The organism is Selenomonas timonae (genome assembly GCF_014250475.1).
In the GTDB taxonomy this organism is placed as follows: Bacteria; Bacillota; Negativicutes; order Selenomonadales; family Selenomonadaceae; genus Centipeda; species Centipeda timonae.
Genome location: NZ_CP060204.1, coordinates 1,717,909 through 1,734,669, shown reverse-complemented (window position 1 = coordinate 1,734,669; position 16,761 = coordinate 1,717,909). Strand labels below are relative to the sequence as shown.

Sequence of the window (16,761 nt, the reverse complement as noted above, 5' to 3'; positions counted from 1 at the left end):
GAACATATACGGCTATACGTCCCGCTTTTATCCCAGAAGTGGGATGACAAAAATCTCCGGCGTCTCATAGGGATGTATTGCTCTGATCGCCGCAAGCGTCTCCTCTGCCCGATTCGCATCCACGCGCAGCTCGACCTTGAGTTCCGGCGCCTCGCAGAGTTCACCGATTGTCCCCTCGTACGGAGACGCCTCCGCGAGCGGACGCCATGAACCCGTCACACGGGAGTAAGCAAGACAGCTATCATAGTTCCCGATCTGTCCTGCCCCCACCGAACGGAGCGCCTGCCGCAGCTGGGGCAAATGCGACTCAGGGATAAATATCTCCAACTTCACGTATTTTATTTGCGTGGTCATGACGTGTCCTCCGTTTTCGGGTGCATTCAATCAATATTCAGACCGACATCGCTGCGCAGCTGTATTGCCTCCGCAATATGCGCCGCTGTGATGGCCGTACTTTGCCCCAGATCGGCAATCGTCCGTGCTACCTTGATAATGCGGTCATGCGAGCGTGCCGATAGGTTAATCTGATGAAACGCCGCCTCGAGTATCGCTTCCGCATCCTTATCCAGTCGGCAATATTTCTTTATCATACTGTGATTCATCTGTGCATTGCAAAAGAGGCCGTGTCTCTGCAATCGCTCGCGTTGAATAATGCGAGCCGCCACAACGCGCTGACGAATGGATTCAGAGGATTCCGCCTTACGCGTAGCATGAAGCTCCGCATAGGTTACACGCGACACACGGATATGAAGATCGATACGGTCAAGCAACGGCCCTGATAATTTTCGTGTATATCGCTTGATCTCGCCCGCAGAACACTCACATATATGATCCTTATCTCCGTGAAATCCGCAGGGGCACGGATTCATTGCCGCTACCAAAATGATACTAGAGGGAAAGGTCAGCGTCGCGTTCGCACGCGACACCGTAATCTGACGATCCTCGATTGGCTCACGCAGCACCTCAAGCGTCTTCTTGCTGAACTCCGGCAGTTCATCCAGAAAGAGCACGCCATGATGCGCAAGTGTCACCTCGCCCGGGCGCGGGATGCTCCCACCGCCGATCATCGCCACCGTCGAGGAGGTATGGTGCGGACTGCGGAAGGGCCGCGTGGTCACAAGCCCTGTATCTTTACCCAGCAGCCCCGAGATGCTATAGATCTTCGTGATCTCAATGGCTTCTTCCTTCGTCAGCTCCGGCAGAATCGAAGGCATCCGACGTGCCAGCATCGTCTTGCCCGAGCCGGGCACGCCGACCATGAGCACATTGTGCCCTCCCGCCGCTGCAATCTCAAGCGCACGCTTCGCCTGATACTGCCCCTGTACGTCCGCAAAGTCATCCGTAAAAGCAGCGTCCTTTTTCTGCTCTGTTGGGTGTGGTACAGCAGGAGTCAGCGTCTCCGTGCCCGTCAGATGGCGCACAAGTTGCGCCAGATTCTCGACCGCATAGACCTTCAGCCCGTCAATAAGAAGTGCCTCATCTGCATTGGACGGTGCAACGTAGAACTCTGTCAGACCGTGCTCACGCGCCGTAATCGCCATCGGGAGAATGCCGCTGATCGGACGGCAGTTCCCATCAAGGGAAAGCTCTGCCGAGAAAAGCGCACTCTGCACCGCCGCCTCCGGAACCATACCGTAGGATGCAAGGAGTCCGACGGCAATCGGCAGATCAAGCCCAGAGCTGTCCTTTCGCACATCGGCAGGTGCAAGATTCACCGTCACCCGCTCCTGCCGCAGTTGAATACCGGAGTTGCGGATGGCAGTGCGTACCCGCTCCTTCGACTCCTTTACCGACGTATCGGGAAGCCCGACCAGCTCAAAGCCCGGAAGCCCCGGAGACACATCCACCTCAACGTCGATAATCCGTCCGTCTATCCCGAGGGTCGTCGCACCATAGGTCTTTGCAAACAACGGCCTTCCCTCCTACGTTTCAAATATAAGAAAATTATAACACAGGATAGGGCAAGATGGCTAATGATTCTTTGCAAAAGAAAAGAGATTCCAAACGCTAGGTAGGGCGAATGGAATCTCACATATCGACAACTTTTCCGTTACCGTAGCACGATATGTGTGTGGTATTGCGTTAAGGCTTTATCTCGTTGGTTTAATCATGGGTTAAATTGTATTTTACTTTTTTGCTTCCAGATAAATTGTTTTTAAGGAATCACTGATAAATAGTGGATAATCACAGCCAGCTGATCCGCAGACACAAATTGCAATACAAAAGAGCGTGCAATACTGCTCTCATTGCCCCTTTTTCTTCCCCGAATCGCCCATTTCACCGGGAAATTTGGGAAAAAGGGCGCACTTATCCCATTGTCATGCAGAACGCCCTCTGCCTTCCTGCCCTCAAACACATGACGAGGTTCGCCGATGCAAAGAGCAGATAGTAACGGAGCAGGTTCTTCTTGATGCCACGATACCTTGTCCTGCCCGCTTGGAACAGCCGCTTCACAATGAGGAACGGATGCTCCACCTTGCAGCGGATGGAAGTTTTCTCGTGTTCGATCTTCTTGTCTCAGTTGACTCCTGCATACGCCTTTGTTGTGCGGTTCTGTGAAGGTCTTTTCGCAATACGGTAATCCACGCTCGATAGATGAGGATCTTCAAGGAGTTCTGCGCGCTTTTCCACGCCGAGATACCCAGAGTCCCCATAGACGCTGTGGTCATCCGCTCGGATCAATGCGTGCGCCTGCACGATGTCATGCACGTTGGCTGCTGTCCCTGTGATTGTATGAACGTAGCCTGTTGCCGCATCCGTACCGGAATGAATCTTCATGCCGAAGAACCATTGATTCCCTTTCCTGACGGAGTGCATTTCAGGGTCGCGGGTCTTCGTGGCGTTCTTGGTCGAGCTTGGTGCATGGATGATGGTGGCGTCAACGATTGTACCGCCGTGCATGATGAGTCCTGCGGCGTCCAGCCGCTCTTTCACGTCATCGAACATCTTGCGGGTGATGTCATGCTTTTCCAGCAGGTGTCGAAAGTGCAGGAGTGTCGTAGCATCCGGTGTCCGTTCGATGGAGAAGTCGATCTTCAGGAAGCGCTTCATGGCATAGCTGTCATAGATTGCATCCTCGATTCCCTCGTCCGAGAGACCGAACCAGTTCTGCATGAGATACATGCGCAGCATCGTTTCGAGCGGGATTAACTTCCTGCCACGCTCTTTCTGGACATAGAACGGCGCAATGAGTTCCATCCATTCTTTCCAAGGGATGATGGATTCCATGGCATCCAGGAAGGCTTCACGCTTTGTTGTTCTGTTACGGTTTGCCTATTCCATGTCTGTAAATGTTTGCTGCACCATTTTTGTCTCTCCCTCATCGTTTATTGTCTTTCTCTATTGTAATCTTTCGAGGCAGAGTTGCGCAACATAAGAATTTATCAGTGTTTCCTTAAGTTGTGCCGTAAATGCCTTGTAATCCTTGCTCGGAACGTATTTAAGAGAATTGCGTATCAGGTGAACAATGCACCGCTGTACCACGACGTTCTTAAAGATCGACTTTGCGCCGTCTTCCAGGCCGCTCACTCCGTCCATTGATATGAAGCCGATGTCCTGTACGCCGCGTGCTTTGATCTCGTCAAATACCTGCATCCAGTGATGTTTGCTTTCCGTATCGCCCATCCATAGCCCTAGAACGTCTTTCTTGCCTTTCAGGTCATATCCGAGGATCACATATACCGCTTGATCAGATACGCCTTTGTCACCGCGCATTGAAACATAGATACAGTCAACGAAGACAAATGGATAAAATGCCTTGAGCGGTCGATTTTGCCATTCATGCAGCTCATCAAGCACACTGTCTGTAATATGCGAGATTTGCTCAGCACTGAGCATAAAGCCATAGATGTCATCGATGGTCGAGGAGATGTCTCGCTGACTCATTCCTCTGGCATACATCGCGAGAACTTTTCCTTCAATGGACGAGACGTCCGTCTGTCTTTTGGGAACGATTTGCGGTGTAAAAGAGCCGTCACGGTCTCTTGGGACGCTGATGGGAACCTCGCCTGCTGAGGTTTTGAGGACTTTTTGGGTATATCCGTTGCGGCGATTTGCTGTATCCTTTTCGCTGCGCTCGTTGCTCATGTAACCGAGATGGTTTTCCATCTCGCCGTTGAGCATGGCTTCAAACATGGGGCCGAAGATTTCTTTGAGGGCGTTTTGCATGTCTTCTACACTCTTGGGCTGATACTCTTCGATAATTGCCTTAGCGAGCGTTGCACCGCGCCGTGGGGGTCTCTTTGACATAAGGTTTCCTCCTTAGTTTTTGACTTCCCCTCACGGGGAGTGCTCCTAAGCTGTCTTCCTACTTACACAGTTTATTATACACTCCCCGCTCTTTTGTATTGCAGTTTGTGTCTGCGGATCAGCTGGCCGTGATTATCCACTATTTATCAGTGATTCCTTAACTCATTTCCAATTTTTCTATATAATCTTTTGCTTTTTCAACTATATCAGAAATTCTTGGATATCCATCTTCTTCGATTACTATGTTCTCAAGAATATAATCAATAAGAACGCCTTCACCCATTTTCTGCTTTACTTCCTCATAATCCCATTCAGAAAAATCAAATTTCTTTTGTAATATATAAGGTACAAGTACTTGCAAATAATCGAGTATATCAAATTTACCATTTATACTTGAATGAAAAAGCAAATCAAAATATTGAAAAGCAATATCATTCCTAATATATGGCATAATTCTTAAGTTCTGCATACAATTAAATGTTGCCATCGCCCCCATGCAATGCTGAATTACTAAGATAAAAAATAGATCAGATTCACTCATCGATTCCATGAACGGAATATACTCTTTTTCGGCATTAAGAGCTTTTTTACATTTTTCTTCTATTGACAATTTACTATCTTCAATAGAATCAAAAACCAATCTTTCTTTTATCCAGCTGTATAAATGGTTATCTAACTCCTCATATGAAGAATTATCATTCTTCATTTCCTCAATAGAACCATACCGCTTAGAAAAAAACGACAATAACATTTGTTCCGCAGCATCAACAAGCGCCTTATGATATTCGTCGTTATCTGTAGTAGTTATTGTTTCTAATAGAATTACAAAAAAGTCTTCAGAATACTCACGTAAAAGCACAAGCATATCAGAAAAACAATCCTTTAAATATCTATTTGCTGTTTCAAAATTTATTTCACCATCTGTTCCATGATAAAAAGACGTCATTTTCATTAATGGATCATTTACTAACTTACATCCTTTTACAATAATATACTCTTTGTGACCAGAATTTTTTATATCCAATCTTACAGCCCCTGATAAATATGTTACATTATCCTCTTTATCAATATTTGAAAGAAAATAACGTATATAACGTTTCTGACGATACCAAAATAAGCGAACTTCTCCTATCAGCCTCTTAATATCTTCTTGTTCAAAACAATCTATTTTGTCTTCGTATTTTTCAAGAATAGAAAGATATTCCTTCATTATTCTCTTTAATGGTTTTGTTTCGATCAACCTAATTTCTCCCTCCTGAACTTACTCAACATAATAGAAATCCGGAAGTTCAATATATCCTGAAATAAGTTCAAATAATTTCCTCATAATCATATCACAATCATCTTGCACGCTTCTTAATTTCTGTTCGGCATAATAATCAGGGACAGTATGGTAATTATGGGCTGGATTGTCACATATAAGCATTGAAGTTTCTCTTATTGCTCCCCAAAAACCGTGAGTAAAATTTGTTCCATATTCGTAGTAAATTTCATACAACATTAGTTCATCACACAAAGTAAATTTTTTGTTTATCTGAGTTTTGTCAAAGTATCCAAAACTAGTATTAACAAATGCTTCGTCCATATCCTCATTAACAAGAAGTTCCATGATTCTTTGGTGAAACTGCGCATCATCAGAAACAGAATATTTCCCTTCCCTCATCTTGGCCATAACAAGCTTGTACTTCCCAAGTCCATAAGCCTTAAATCTATTATACACATCAGGAATTTCTTTTTCTTGCAACATAATATATTTCAAATTTATGTAACTTTCCACCATAGTTCTAAAAAGTATCCTTCCGCTTATGTTGTTCTCAAGTTTTTTTTCTGATATTTCTCTGTAAATTTTATAAATATAGCAAGTAAGCCCCATTATAACCGCATACTTTTCATCCATCTTTTTGTCATCATTAGTCGCAGCAATATAATCAATAACTTTTGTTATCTTATCAAAGAATTTCATTTTTTCACTTCCGTCCCACAGTATTATTAATGGATTACATTCAGATACTTCTCCCAATCTTCCCCATATCAATTTTGAAAATTCTTTACTACTATCAATACTACATAACCCTTGAAATGTTGACCTTATTACAGGTCTATACGTCCTCATTATCTCATCAGAATGATCATATTTGTAATAAGCAGTCAATGCCTGTGGCAATAGATCTACTCCACTTGAAATATGTAATCTCCCACTCTTTACATAGAACCAATCCAAGGCGAAACATATATCTGTTGTAAGCTCATCATGAAATTTACTACATTCTTTAATTATTGTAAAAAGTTCAGAAATGCTCTCATCAATATTTATCGAATAATCAAAAAAGAAATTATAAAAGACATCATCTATATCTGGTGTCACAACAATTGTAAATGAAGCCAATACATCACGATCCACATATTTTAAGACGATAGACCAAAAACGCTCTCTTTTTTCTCGCTCTAAGTCAAGTATTTTCGAAAACTGAGGAACACATATCGACCATGAGTTTAATTCATCAATAATATGATAAATTCTCTCTAAGCCTATTTTTCTCCCGTATTTATGAATAATTAGCCCAATCCATAAAAATTCTGGAAGCCAATTCTGAGACCAGCTCGATAAACTTAACGCAGATCCAAGCCCTTCCGGATCGGTATAAGGAGTATATAGTGTATCACCTTTTTTTATATGCTTTGATAGTTCGATTCTATCCATCAAAATGACTCCTCTCAATATAATAATAAATATATCTATTTCTCTTCTTCAAACATTAAAGAAAACCTTATCCCCTATTTTAAGGAATCACTGATAAATAGTGGATAATCACAGCCAGCTGATCCGCAGACACAAATTTCACAAATTGCAATACAAAAGAGCGTGCAATACTGCTCTCATTGCCCCTTTTTCTTCCCCGAATCGCCCGTTTCACCGGGAAATTTGGGAAAAAGGGCGCACTTATCCCATTGTCATGCAGAACGCCCTCTGCCTTCCTGCCCTCAAACACATGACGAGGTTCGCCGATGCAAAGAGTAGATAGTAACGGAGCAGGTTCTTCTTGATGCCACGATACCTTGTCCTGCCCGCTTGGAACAGCCGCTTCACAATGAGGAACGGATGCTCCACCTTGCAGCGGATGGAAGTTTTCTCGTGCTCGATCTGTCTGTCCCAATTCATTCCTTTGTATTCTTTCGTCATGCGGTTCTGCGAGAGTCTTTGGGCAATGCGGTAGTCCACGTCTGAAAGAGCGGGTGTCTCTCGGATTTCCGTGCGCTTTTCCACACCGAGATACCCTGAATCCCCATAGAAAAAATGATCATCTTCGCGGATCAGCGCATGGGCTTGGACAATGTCGTGCACGTTGGCGGCGGTCGCTGTGATCGTATGGACTTAGCCTGTTCCGGCATCCGCACCGGAATGGATCTTCATGCCGAAGAACCATTGATTCCCTTTCCTGACGGAGTGCATTTCAGGGTCGCGGGTCTTCGTGGCGTTCTTGGTCGAACTCGGTGCATGAATGATGGTTGCGTCAACGATTGTACCGCCGTGCATGATGAGCCCCGAGGCGTCCAGCCGCTGTTTTACGTCATCAAAGATCTTGCGCGTGATGTCGTGTTTTTCCAGCAAGTGGCGGAAGTGAAGGAGTGTCGTGGCATCGGGTGTCTGTTCTCTGGAGAAGTCGATCTTCAGGAAGTGTTTCATGGCGTAGCTGTCATAGATGGCATCCTCGACTCCCTCGTCCGAGAGACCGAACCGGATCTGCAGGATGTACATACGCAACATTGTCTCAAGCGGGATCAGTTTTCTGCCACGCTCTTTCTGGATATAGTGCGGCGCGATGAGCGCCATCCATTCGTTCCAAGGAATGATGGATTCCATGGCTTGCAGAAAGGCTTCACGCCGTGTTGTTCTCTTGCGGTTTGCGTACTCCATGTCGGTAAAGGTTTGCTGCACCATGATGTTGCCTCTCTCTCGTCGTGTTGCTGTCTTCCTCTATTGTAATATTTCGGAGCTCAATCGTGCAACAAAAGAATTTTTCAGCGTTTCCCTAACTTTTGGGGGGCAGGTCATTATGCAGTCCTATGTGTTTTTTCTTCACAACATACGAAATCCGTCCACAAGCACTGATTACGTCGCCTCATTTTCCTCTACTACAGGGGCTTCGGGCAGGAAATGTACCTCTACACTGCGCTGTGCTTTGGCAGAAAGCCACTCGGTCAGACGTGTACGCGCCGCTTCGTCCAGATCAGCTTGAAGATAGACGAACGCAATGTGCATTTCACTCAGAGAAGCCACTTTATCTGCCGCAGGGGCTGGGGCGTGCACACTCCCGACGGCGATGCGGGAGATTTGCGGAAATACAATGCGCGCCTCACGATTCCAGTCCAAGATGTAAGTGCTCTGCTTCTCGCTTTCCTCGCGGGCAGACTTGAGTGCGGTCACGGTCTGCTGTTCCTGCACGGTGGGAATGCCTCTTTTTTCAACCTCGCTGAGCCTGCGCTCGATCATCGCCTCCGTCTTTTCCCGCTCTTCCACCGTTTCCGCAGAAAAGACCTCCAGCTGGAATGGTCTGAGGTGTTTCTTTTCATGCAGCTTCTCCGTCAATGCCGCCAAGTCGTCCTCCGCTATTCCGGCAGTCGTAAATACCGTCAGCATTTTCTTCTCGTTGTCCAACGTATAGGAGATTGCCAGACGGGGCGGTGCTTTGAAATTCTCCTCGATATAACTCTTTGCCTGCTCGTTCTGCAGATTTTCCTCCACGCTCTGATACGCAAAGAAACAGCTGGGCAAGGTGACAATCATGGCAATGGTCAGCAAATAGTGTTTCTGCCTTGAAAACTCGACAGAATCCCGCGCAATCTTCGAGGGGACATCAATGATTTTGAGGACAACAAATGCCGTCAGACAGATAAAGAAACTGTTGATAAAGAACAGATAGAGAGCCCCCACCGCGTACGCTGTCACGCCCGTCGCAAAGCCATATCCTGCGGTACAGAGCGGCGGCATCAGAGCCGTCGCAATCGCAACACCGGGGATGACATTCCCGCCCTCTTTGCGGGTTACACCGATGATGCCCGCGAGCCCGCCAAAGACCGCGATCAAAACGTCCCAGATGGTCGGCGATGTCCGCGCAAGTAGTTCCGACGAGGGCGTATCAATCGGTGTGAGGGAAAAATAAAGCGTCGATGTGGCAATCGAAATGAACACTTGGGCGAACAGACTCCCTGCGCTGGAACAGATATATGTGCCGTCATAACGAGCAAGTCCATAGCCAATCCCAAGGATCGACCCCATCAGCGGAGAGATCAGCATCGCGCCGATAATGACTGCCGTACTGTTCATATTGAGACCGATGGAGGCAATGAAGATCGCCAGCATCAGGACACTGAGATTCGTCCCCCGAAACTGAACGCCAGCGTTGATCCGCTCTGTAATTTCCTGTATTGACGCAATGTCTCCATGCAAGTCAAAAATTTTTTTAGCTTATCCAAAATCAAACAAATATTCTCCTTTTGTCCTATATCAAGATATTGGTTATTTATGAAAATTATACCATAGAACACGCCGTGTTGCCTAATGCTTTTTTGAAAGAGATATTCAAAACATACAATATGACGAATGGAAGCTCTCCTATATTCTCACCCCTCAACACCAATCTCAATCCCGCCCTTGAAAACAACAATCACCGCTCCGCCCTCCTTAACCACAATGTGGTCGAGCAGCCCACTCCATAGCTCCTCGTCAAACGCAACCTGCTCCCCGTTGATACCGCATATCACTTGAATCATGCCCTCCAAGGTGTTTCTCTTGCTCTCCCTTTCGGCAATTTGCTCGTCCAACCTCATCAGATGATCCTGCTTTTCCAGATAGTGTGCACGAATCTTATTTTCCTGTTTCAGATACTCCGTCTGATCCTGTGCTACCCGTGCATTCTCACGAATCAGCATTTCGAGCCGTTCTGTCAAAACGCAGAGTTCCTGCTCTGTTCTATCGTGTTCCTCAGTCAACTCCCCTGTCTGGCAAACGCCGTTAATCAGGGATCTGAGTTCCGCAATCACATTCTCTTTGACTTCCACCAAGGAGTTCAGAGCCTTAACGAAAATCCGTTTGATTTCCTCTTCCGTCAAATGCCGTGTGCTGCACGGCTTCTCCTTGTGGGCATATTTCTTGTTGCAGCGGTAGATGATCCTGCGGTACTTATCCGTGGAGTGCCACACTTTCGCCCCGTAGTAACCGCCGCAGCAGCCGCATTTGATTTTGTTCGCGAAGATGCTCACGCCGCTGTGCTTCCCGTTCTGCTCTCTGCGTTTTATCTCCAATTGCACAAAGTCGAATAAGTCCGGCGGAATAATCGCCTCGTGGTGCTCTTCCACATAATACTGCGGAATCTCGCCCGTGTTCTTACGTCGCGTCTTATCCAAGAAGTCTGCCGTATATTGTTTCTGAATCAGCGCATCGCCGCGATACTTCTCGTTTGTGAGGATGGAGCGCACTGTGGAAATTAGACCGGCTGATTCACGACCGTTGGGTCTTTGAAGTCCCGCGCCATCAATGTCGGACATTTCTCCTTTGCAAAATGAGAGTGGCAGCCCGTGGTCATGGCATAGACCGCATGACGGTCGGCTGTGTTGAGGGTAAAACTCACATTCTCTGCGATGCCGCTTCCCTGCGGGCCGTTCTTCTCCTGTCGTCCGATCATCGAACCTTGGATGGAAACAACGGCAACGCCGCCCTGACAGCACGCAGGGTTCCCGCCGCTTTGGTCAATCGTCCGCGCCGTCTCCGTTTCGTATATGCCAGAGTTTGGGTTATCCGAGCGCATAGCGTTGGACTGGAATGACGAGATGCCGTATGCTTGTACGTCCTTCAATACAAGCGGCTGATTGTTCCCGCCCGTGCCGTAATGGCGAGAGACCGTCGGCGCAACAGGAAGGGGTCCGCTATACCGCGCGTCTGCCCCATGCGATTCAAATACGGCAGGGACTCTGCCCGCACGAAGCGTTGGAGATGTCTCCTCCGCATAGCCAATGCTGCGGCTCTGTGCGGAATGCTCGGTACAGAAACCCGCACTTACCCTCTCGCTTGCCGTTCCAGTGCCATCCGCAAACTCTCTGGCAGTGCCTTGCCACGCAGCGAAGCACGGCGCAAGATCCCGACGCACGCTTTCGGTGTCAAATAGTATCTCTCCGGCACTTGATCCTCCAAAATCTGCGACAAGGTAGATTCTGCGCCGACGCTGTGGAACTCCCCAGCCCTGTGCGTCCATGAGCCGGTACGCAACGCTCCATCCGTCTCCCAGAAGAATGTCTGCGTATGCCCATCCATCCTTTTGAGGCAAAGGCACCTCGGGAGCCTGCGGCTCCTTGATGCGGACGATCTCCGTAAGGACAGACTGGAAGTCACGCCCCTCGGCACTTGAGAATGCTCCCGCGACGTTTTCCCACACGATGAATCTCGGATATTTCCCATCCGTCCCCCTCCTCATTTCCCGAACGATACGAATTGCCTCGAAGAACAGTATGGACTCCTGCCCATGCAGCCCCTCCCTCCGTCCCGCGATGCTGAGATTCGTGCAGGGAGAACCGAAGGTGATGATGTCCACAGGCTCGATCTCATCGCCGTGAATCCGATGGATGTCTCCAAGATGTTTGACGGAAGGAAGCCGCTTCGTGGTGACGCGAATCGGGAACGGCTCAACCTCCGATGCCCACTTTGGTGTAATCCCCGCAAGAACAGCACCGAGTGTGAATCCTCCACTCCCGTCAAACAAACTCCCGAGCGTCATCATTTCACAGAATGAGGGGAAGTCATGCGCTCAAGCATCTTGCCCGTCATCCAGATTGCCCCGTCGATGACAAGCGGCAAGAAGATGCGGTCACGGAATCTGCACCATCCCGTTTCCTTCTCGGCACTCTCGCGAAGTGCCGCCGTATACGCCGCCGATACTTCACACGCCGCCGGGAGTCCTTTCTCGTGCAGCCAAAGAACGGTCGCTTCCTTTGCCTCCGTCCGCACGAAATCCCCCACATGATTCTTCAACTCATTTTGAATGTGTTCCAGTTTCATCTTCAGCACTCTCCTTCATAGTCCGTTACTCCGCGTGCAATCGCACGCGCGAATTCATCCTGCCGGCTGCGGAGCAACTGTGCATCACCCGCATGGTCGATAAACGCAAGCTCCACAAGTATGGCAACCGCATCGGTGTTGCTAAGAACGTACAGACCGTTAACACCGGGCTTTGCGCCCTTCACGCCGCGATCCACAGTTCCGATCGCATCCACGATCTGATTCTGGATGCAGCGTGCCAGCTTCTCGCCTTCGGTGCTTCCGTAGTAGTGCCACGTCTCCGTCCCGTTCGCACTGCCGTTACAAGCGTTGCAGTGAACAGAGATGAACACATCGGCATCCGCACGATTGGAAGCGGAGACAACTTCATGGAGGCTATCAGATTGCAGACAGCCGCCCACCTCGACACCTGCGGCAGCGAGATAACCCGCTACAAGGTCTGTGACGTTCTTTGCCACATCGCACTCACGGAGTCCATAGCCGCACGCGCCGGGGTCGGGATTCCCGTCCGGGGCATGACCTGGATTCAAAAACAAACGCATCACGATACCTCCTCTACTCTTGGCACATCCGCATACGGAATGCGCTCACCATCACGTTCCAAAAACACATCTTCGATGTTGCCGTCCTTGCTCTGGATGTACCGCTCGACGGCGACATCCACGAACTTCGGCTCAAGCTCTACGCCATAGCAGATACGCCCCAACTGGTCACAGGCGATGAGCGTTGATGCAGAACCAAGGAAGCCATCGAGAACGATACCGTTCGTCTGCGTACACTGCTTGACGAGATACGCGATGAGCGGAACGGGCTTCGAGGACGGATGTCCGCAGCCGTCCTTCTTCGAGTCCTTGATACGGTCGAATGCAAAGACGGTAGTCTGCTTTTGATCGCCGTACCATCTGTGCCGCCCGTCCTTCCGCCAGCCCCAGATAATCGGCTCGTGGATGTACTTCCAGTCCGTCCGTGTGAGGACGAGACGGTCTTTCTTCCACACTAGACCTGCGCCAACTTTAAAGCCCGCATCCTCATAAGCGTCATGAAAGATGCGGGCTTTTGCTGTTGCGTAGAAAACGTAGATGGATGCGTCCGTCGCCATCGCCGAGTGAAAGGCGATAAAGGCAGATTTCAGGAAGTCGTAAGCGTCCTTGTCATTCAGATCGTCATTCTTGATTTTCCCCGACGTGCTTTCAAGCTGGATCATATATGGGGGATCGGTGCAGACGAGATTGACTTTCTCGCTGCCGAGCAGACGTTCATACGTCTCCGGCAACGTGGAATCTCCGCAGATAACACGATGCTTGCCGAGATGCCAGACATCACCAGAGCGAGAGACGCAAGGTCTCTGAAGCTCTGCTTCCACATCAAAGTCATCTTCCTGCGCTTCACCATCATCCAGTGAGAGCAGATCGGCAATCTCGGATTCGTCAAAGCCCGTGAGCGAGATGTCAAAGTCCATACCCTGCAAGGCTTCCATCTCGACGCGCAGCATTTCCTCGTCCCAGCCCGCATCGAGTGCGAAACGGTTGTCCGCGAGGATGTATGCCTTCTTCTGCGCCTCGGTCAGATGATCGACGAATACGCACGGCACATTCTCCATGCCCTCTGCCCGCGCCGCTGCAACACGTCCGTGTCCTGCGAGAATGCCGTAGTCCTTGTCGATGATGACGGGACTCACAAATCCAAACTCACGCAGACTGCCGCGCAGCTTATTGATCTGCTCCGGCGAATGTGTTCGTGCATTGTTGGCATACGGGACGAGCCTCTCGATTGGAACGAGCTTCATCTCCGATGTTGTTTTGTTCAAATGAATCCCTCCTTACTTCCTCGAACGCAGCAGCCGCTCCATCCGGTCCTCCTGCGGAGAGCCGACGAATGTGGTGGTGCAGTTCTGCTTTACGATGTCGAATATCTCATACCAGAGCAGATTGGACTGCTTTTGAAATGCCTGTCCCATCTGGACGAAGGGGCTTGCAATCGCACCTCCTGTCGTCGGATGCTTTCCAATGAGCCCGTATTGACTCATCGCCTCCTCACACTGGATGAAGCGGGCAAATGCCTGCGCGTAGCTTTCAATCAGGCGCGGATTCACAAGCCGCTCACAACCGCGCTCCTTGAGCCACAGCCACGTCTCGCGAAAAATCTCATCCGCACCGAGCGGCTTTCCGTTCCGCTGTCGCGCAGACAGGAACTCGCTCGGCGTTGGCATCTCCTCACCATAGAGGTCGGCGGCGTCCACAAGGTCTGTGCCGTCCAGTTCCGTCATGGGAAACTCCATGATGTGCGCCGTTCGCCCGCCCGCGATTTTATCTGCCAGTGCTTCGGGCTTATCTCCCGCGCGGATGCGCCGTCCTCCGCGATTTGTACCGTCACGCGCCATCTTTTCGTCCCCTTCCCTTAATACCCCGTTTGAACCGACGTTTTTATGCGTACGCCCCCTCCCCGGTCTAGCAATGGCGCGGTTTTAGAGATTTAACCGCCCCCTAGGGGGTATCCATCGCCTCTGCCGCGCTGATGAATCCGCTCATGACAGGATACGCAGAGCGACATCAAATTGCTCTCGTCATGCGTGCCGCCGTCGGCGAGAGGTCGAATGTGATGCACAAGCGTCGCGAGGACGTACCTGCCCTGCTCCTTGCAGCACTCGCAAAGTGGATGCGCTGCCAAATAGCGGTCACGAATCCTGCGCCACGCGCTGCCGTACCTCTCGTGCTGATCGTAGCCACGAGCGAAATGGTCATAATGCCTCTGCATCGTTTTCTCGTGCGTCTCGCAGTAGCAGCTTTTTCGATCCGTAAGGTTCGGACAGCCCGTCATGCGGCAGGGTCGCTTCGGCTTTCTCGGCATCGCTTCACCTCCATCAAAAAAGCCCTCGCGGAGAATTGCTTCTCCGAGAAGGCTGATTCCATATCCTATTCTTGCTGAGTGTATCATATCACATCGGTCGTACTGACATCAACCTGACATTCACTGACATTTTGTGACATTTTTCCGCTTTTTGACATTTCATGACATTCCCTGACATTTCATGACATTTCATGCTCTTCACGAAGGAACGACCACACTTTGCAGACCGCGCTCATGGATGCGGTATATCTGTCGCTCCCCGACTTCCATGCGCCTGGCAATCTCCGTGACCGTGTGATACCCCATGTAGCGCATCTCCAAGACCAGCCGCTCATCCATATCCTCCACAGCCTGTATCACGCCATAGATCTCGGCGCGGAGGCTTACCAAGCGGTCAATCTCACGATCAATCTCCTCCTCCTGCTCCACCAGCTTCACCACCACATCGGAGAGCTTGTGCGGATTCTTCGTAGCACTCCCCGGCATATCGCTAAGGACGGTGGTGGTCTTGGTGGCCATGCTGCGCAGCCGCACGGACTGTTCCAACATACTGTCTATTTTTCTGTCAATCTTGAATGCCTGGCTCAGATATTCCTTAGCTGTCATCATGATCAGCCCTTCTTTTCGTAGCGGGAGCAGCCCGGCTGCCAAACGTCGCCACCTGTATATCCTATGGGAACAGTCTGCCCCGCCTCCTGCACACAGTCGTTGCAGTTCCAGCATGTAAGTCGATGGGCGCAGGATGGGCAGATACATTTTTTGCAAGACGCGTGCGTTCCGCATCGATCATGGGGCATGACTTCCTCGCTGTCAAATTCCTCCGTGCCTTCCCAAATTGTCAGCCGATGATGAACGGCGTACAGATATTCCTCCATGCAGCCGTTGCTGTCCTTCCAGTTTCCTGCCATGATCAAACCGTTGCATTTGCCGAGAAGCGTCTTGCACTGTTCCAAGACCGTATCGTAGGGAATCTTGGCGGCCTTCAAGTGCCGCATGGCATCCAGCGGATTGACGAACAGGACATGCGGGTATTTCCTGGCGAGCTCCGCCGCAATCGCCGCTGCTGCCTTGCGGTTCTCTTTTTCAGCTCCCGTGTAGGGATGGGAAATATAAATCATGTTCATAGCGATCTGCTCCTTTCTTACTTGCAGTGCCTCAGCGCGTCTCTTGCTGTAGGGTCGCTGTAGCCTTCCCCATTGCGGTTCGATGTGCGCTGAATCCCCAGCTGCTTGATTTCAATGTGAATCCCCGGCTCTGCCGCCCACTGCTTTTCCACAATCTCCCGCACGACTTGGGCATCGTCCTCCCAGTAGCCGCACTTGGTCATGCAGTCCTTGAGCATTTTCTGCAGATTGTCGGTGTCCGGGCGGGTCGTGCGCCACTCGCCGCTTTTATGGGATTTGCCCATCGGAAAGAGCCATGTGGTGCGAAGTTCCAAGGCTCCGTCCAGAGGTGCGGTCGGACGGTGTTTCCCCAGATGTGCGGTCAAAAGCACCTTTGCCTTCTTTAGGGGAGTCGGGTCATAAAATATCGGTCTGCCGCCCACGATCCGCACGGATTTCTCCTGCGCGGTCGCCGTAGGAGGATTGATGTCGAGGAAAAATATCATTTTCTAA

The 16,761-nt window shown here is 49.8% G+C and carries 13 protein-coding genes and 5 pseudogenes; all 18 read right to left on the bottom strand.

The genetic code is table 11. The features are described from left to right. Positions 1–27: 27 nt before the first annotated feature. A complete protein-coding gene (gene cutA, locus H1B31_RS08415; protein ID WP_185979984.1) occupies positions 28–354 on the bottom strand; it encodes a divalent cation tolerance protein CutA in 327 nt (108 codons plus the stop codon). Positions 355–380: 26 nt separating this feature from the next. After that, the gene (locus tag H1B31_RS08410; protein WP_185979983.1) at positions 381–1,910 is read right to left on the bottom strand and encodes a YifB family Mg chelatase-like AAA ATPase; all 1,530 of its coding nucleotides are present in this window, start codon (positions 1,908–1,910) and stop codon (positions 381–383) included. A 397-nt stretch (positions 1,911–2,307) separates the two neighbouring features. After that, positions 2,308–3,273 (bottom strand): annotated as a pseudogene (locus H1B31_RS08405) (IS5 family transposase); the annotation flags it as partial. A gap of 117 nt (positions 3,274–3,390) precedes the next feature. Further along, positions 3,391–4,248, bottom strand: a pseudogene (locus H1B31_RS08400) (IS256 family transposase); the annotation flags it as partial. A gap of 157 nt (positions 4,249–4,405) precedes the next feature. After that, positions 4,406–5,488, bottom strand: a complete 1,083-nt coding sequence (locus H1B31_RS08395) for a hypothetical protein (protein WP_221933438.1) — start codon at positions 5,486–5,488, stop codon at positions 4,406–4,408. 21 nt (positions 5,489–5,509) lie between these two features. Beyond that, the gene (locus H1B31_RS08390) at positions 5,510–6,949 is read right to left on the bottom strand and encodes a DUF5677 domain-containing protein (protein WP_185979982.1); all 1,440 of its coding nucleotides are present in this window, start codon (positions 6,947–6,949) and stop codon (positions 5,510–5,512) included. Positions 6,950–7,189: 240 nt separating this feature from the next. After that, positions 7,190–8,185, bottom strand: a pseudogene (locus H1B31_RS08385) (IS5 family transposase). Between the two features lie 174 nt (positions 8,186–8,359). Next, a complete protein-coding gene (locus H1B31_RS08380; protein WP_185979981.1) occupies positions 8,360–9,697 on the bottom strand; it encodes a DUF389 domain-containing protein in 1,338 nt (445 codons plus the stop codon). Between the two features lie 173 nt (positions 9,698–9,870). After that, positions 9,871–10,737: pseudogene (locus H1B31_RS08375) on the bottom strand (recombinase family protein); the annotation flags it as partial. Then, positions 10,737–12,020 (bottom strand): annotated as a pseudogene (locus H1B31_RS08370) (DNA cytosine methyltransferase); the annotation flags it as partial. The pseudogenes H1B31_RS08375 and H1B31_RS08370, both read right to left, overlap by 1 nt. Further along, positions 12,017–12,298: a hypothetical protein gene (locus tag H1B31_RS08365; RefSeq protein ID WP_037347181.1), complete on the bottom strand. Its 282-nt coding sequence runs from the start codon at positions 12,296–12,298 to the stop codon at positions 12,017–12,019. The gene H1B31_RS08365 and the pseudogene H1B31_RS08370, both read right to left, overlap by 4 nt. A 2-nt stretch (positions 12,299–12,300) precedes the next feature. Continuing rightward, entirely contained in the window at positions 12,301–12,840 is a 540-nt protein-coding gene (locus tag H1B31_RS08360) for an N-acetylmuramoyl-L-alanine amidase family protein (RefSeq protein WP_185979979.1), read from the bottom strand. Next, positions 12,840–14,105 (bottom strand): site-specific DNA-methyltransferase, encoded by a 1,266-nt coding sequence (locus H1B31_RS08355; RefSeq protein ID WP_185979978.1) that lies wholly within the window; start codon positions 14,103–14,105, stop codon positions 12,840–12,842. Before H1B31_RS08355 ends, H1B31_RS08360 begins: the two co-directional genes overlap by 1 nt. 12 nt (positions 14,106–14,117) lie before the next feature. Then, a complete protein-coding gene (locus H1B31_RS08350) occupies positions 14,118–14,678 on the bottom strand; it encodes a P27 family phage terminase small subunit (protein WP_185979977.1) in 561 nt (186 codons plus the stop codon). Positions 14,679–14,770: 92 nt separating this feature from the next. Further along, the gene (locus tag H1B31_RS08345) at positions 14,771–15,145 is read right to left on the bottom strand and encodes an HNH endonuclease (RefSeq protein WP_185979976.1); all 375 of its coding nucleotides are present in this window, start codon (positions 15,143–15,145) and stop codon (positions 14,771–14,773) included. 198 nt (positions 15,146–15,343) lie between these two features. Beyond that, positions 15,344–15,754, bottom strand: coding sequence for a DUF1492 domain-containing protein (locus tag H1B31_RS08340; RefSeq protein ID WP_009441546.1), 411 nt, complete (start codon positions 15,752–15,754; stop codon positions 15,344–15,346). 2 nt (positions 15,755–15,756) lie between these two features. After that, positions 15,757–16,269: a DUF4406 domain-containing protein gene (locus H1B31_RS08335; RefSeq protein WP_185979975.1), complete on the bottom strand. Its 513-nt coding sequence runs from the start codon at positions 16,267–16,269 to the stop codon at positions 15,757–15,759. Positions 16,270–16,286: 17 nt separating this feature from the next. Then, on the bottom strand, positions 16,287–16,754 hold the full coding sequence (locus tag H1B31_RS08330) for a RusA family crossover junction endodeoxyribonuclease (RefSeq protein ID WP_185979974.1): 468 nt from the start codon (positions 16,752–16,754) through the stop codon (positions 16,287–16,289). Positions 16,755–16,761 lie beyond the last annotated feature (7 nt).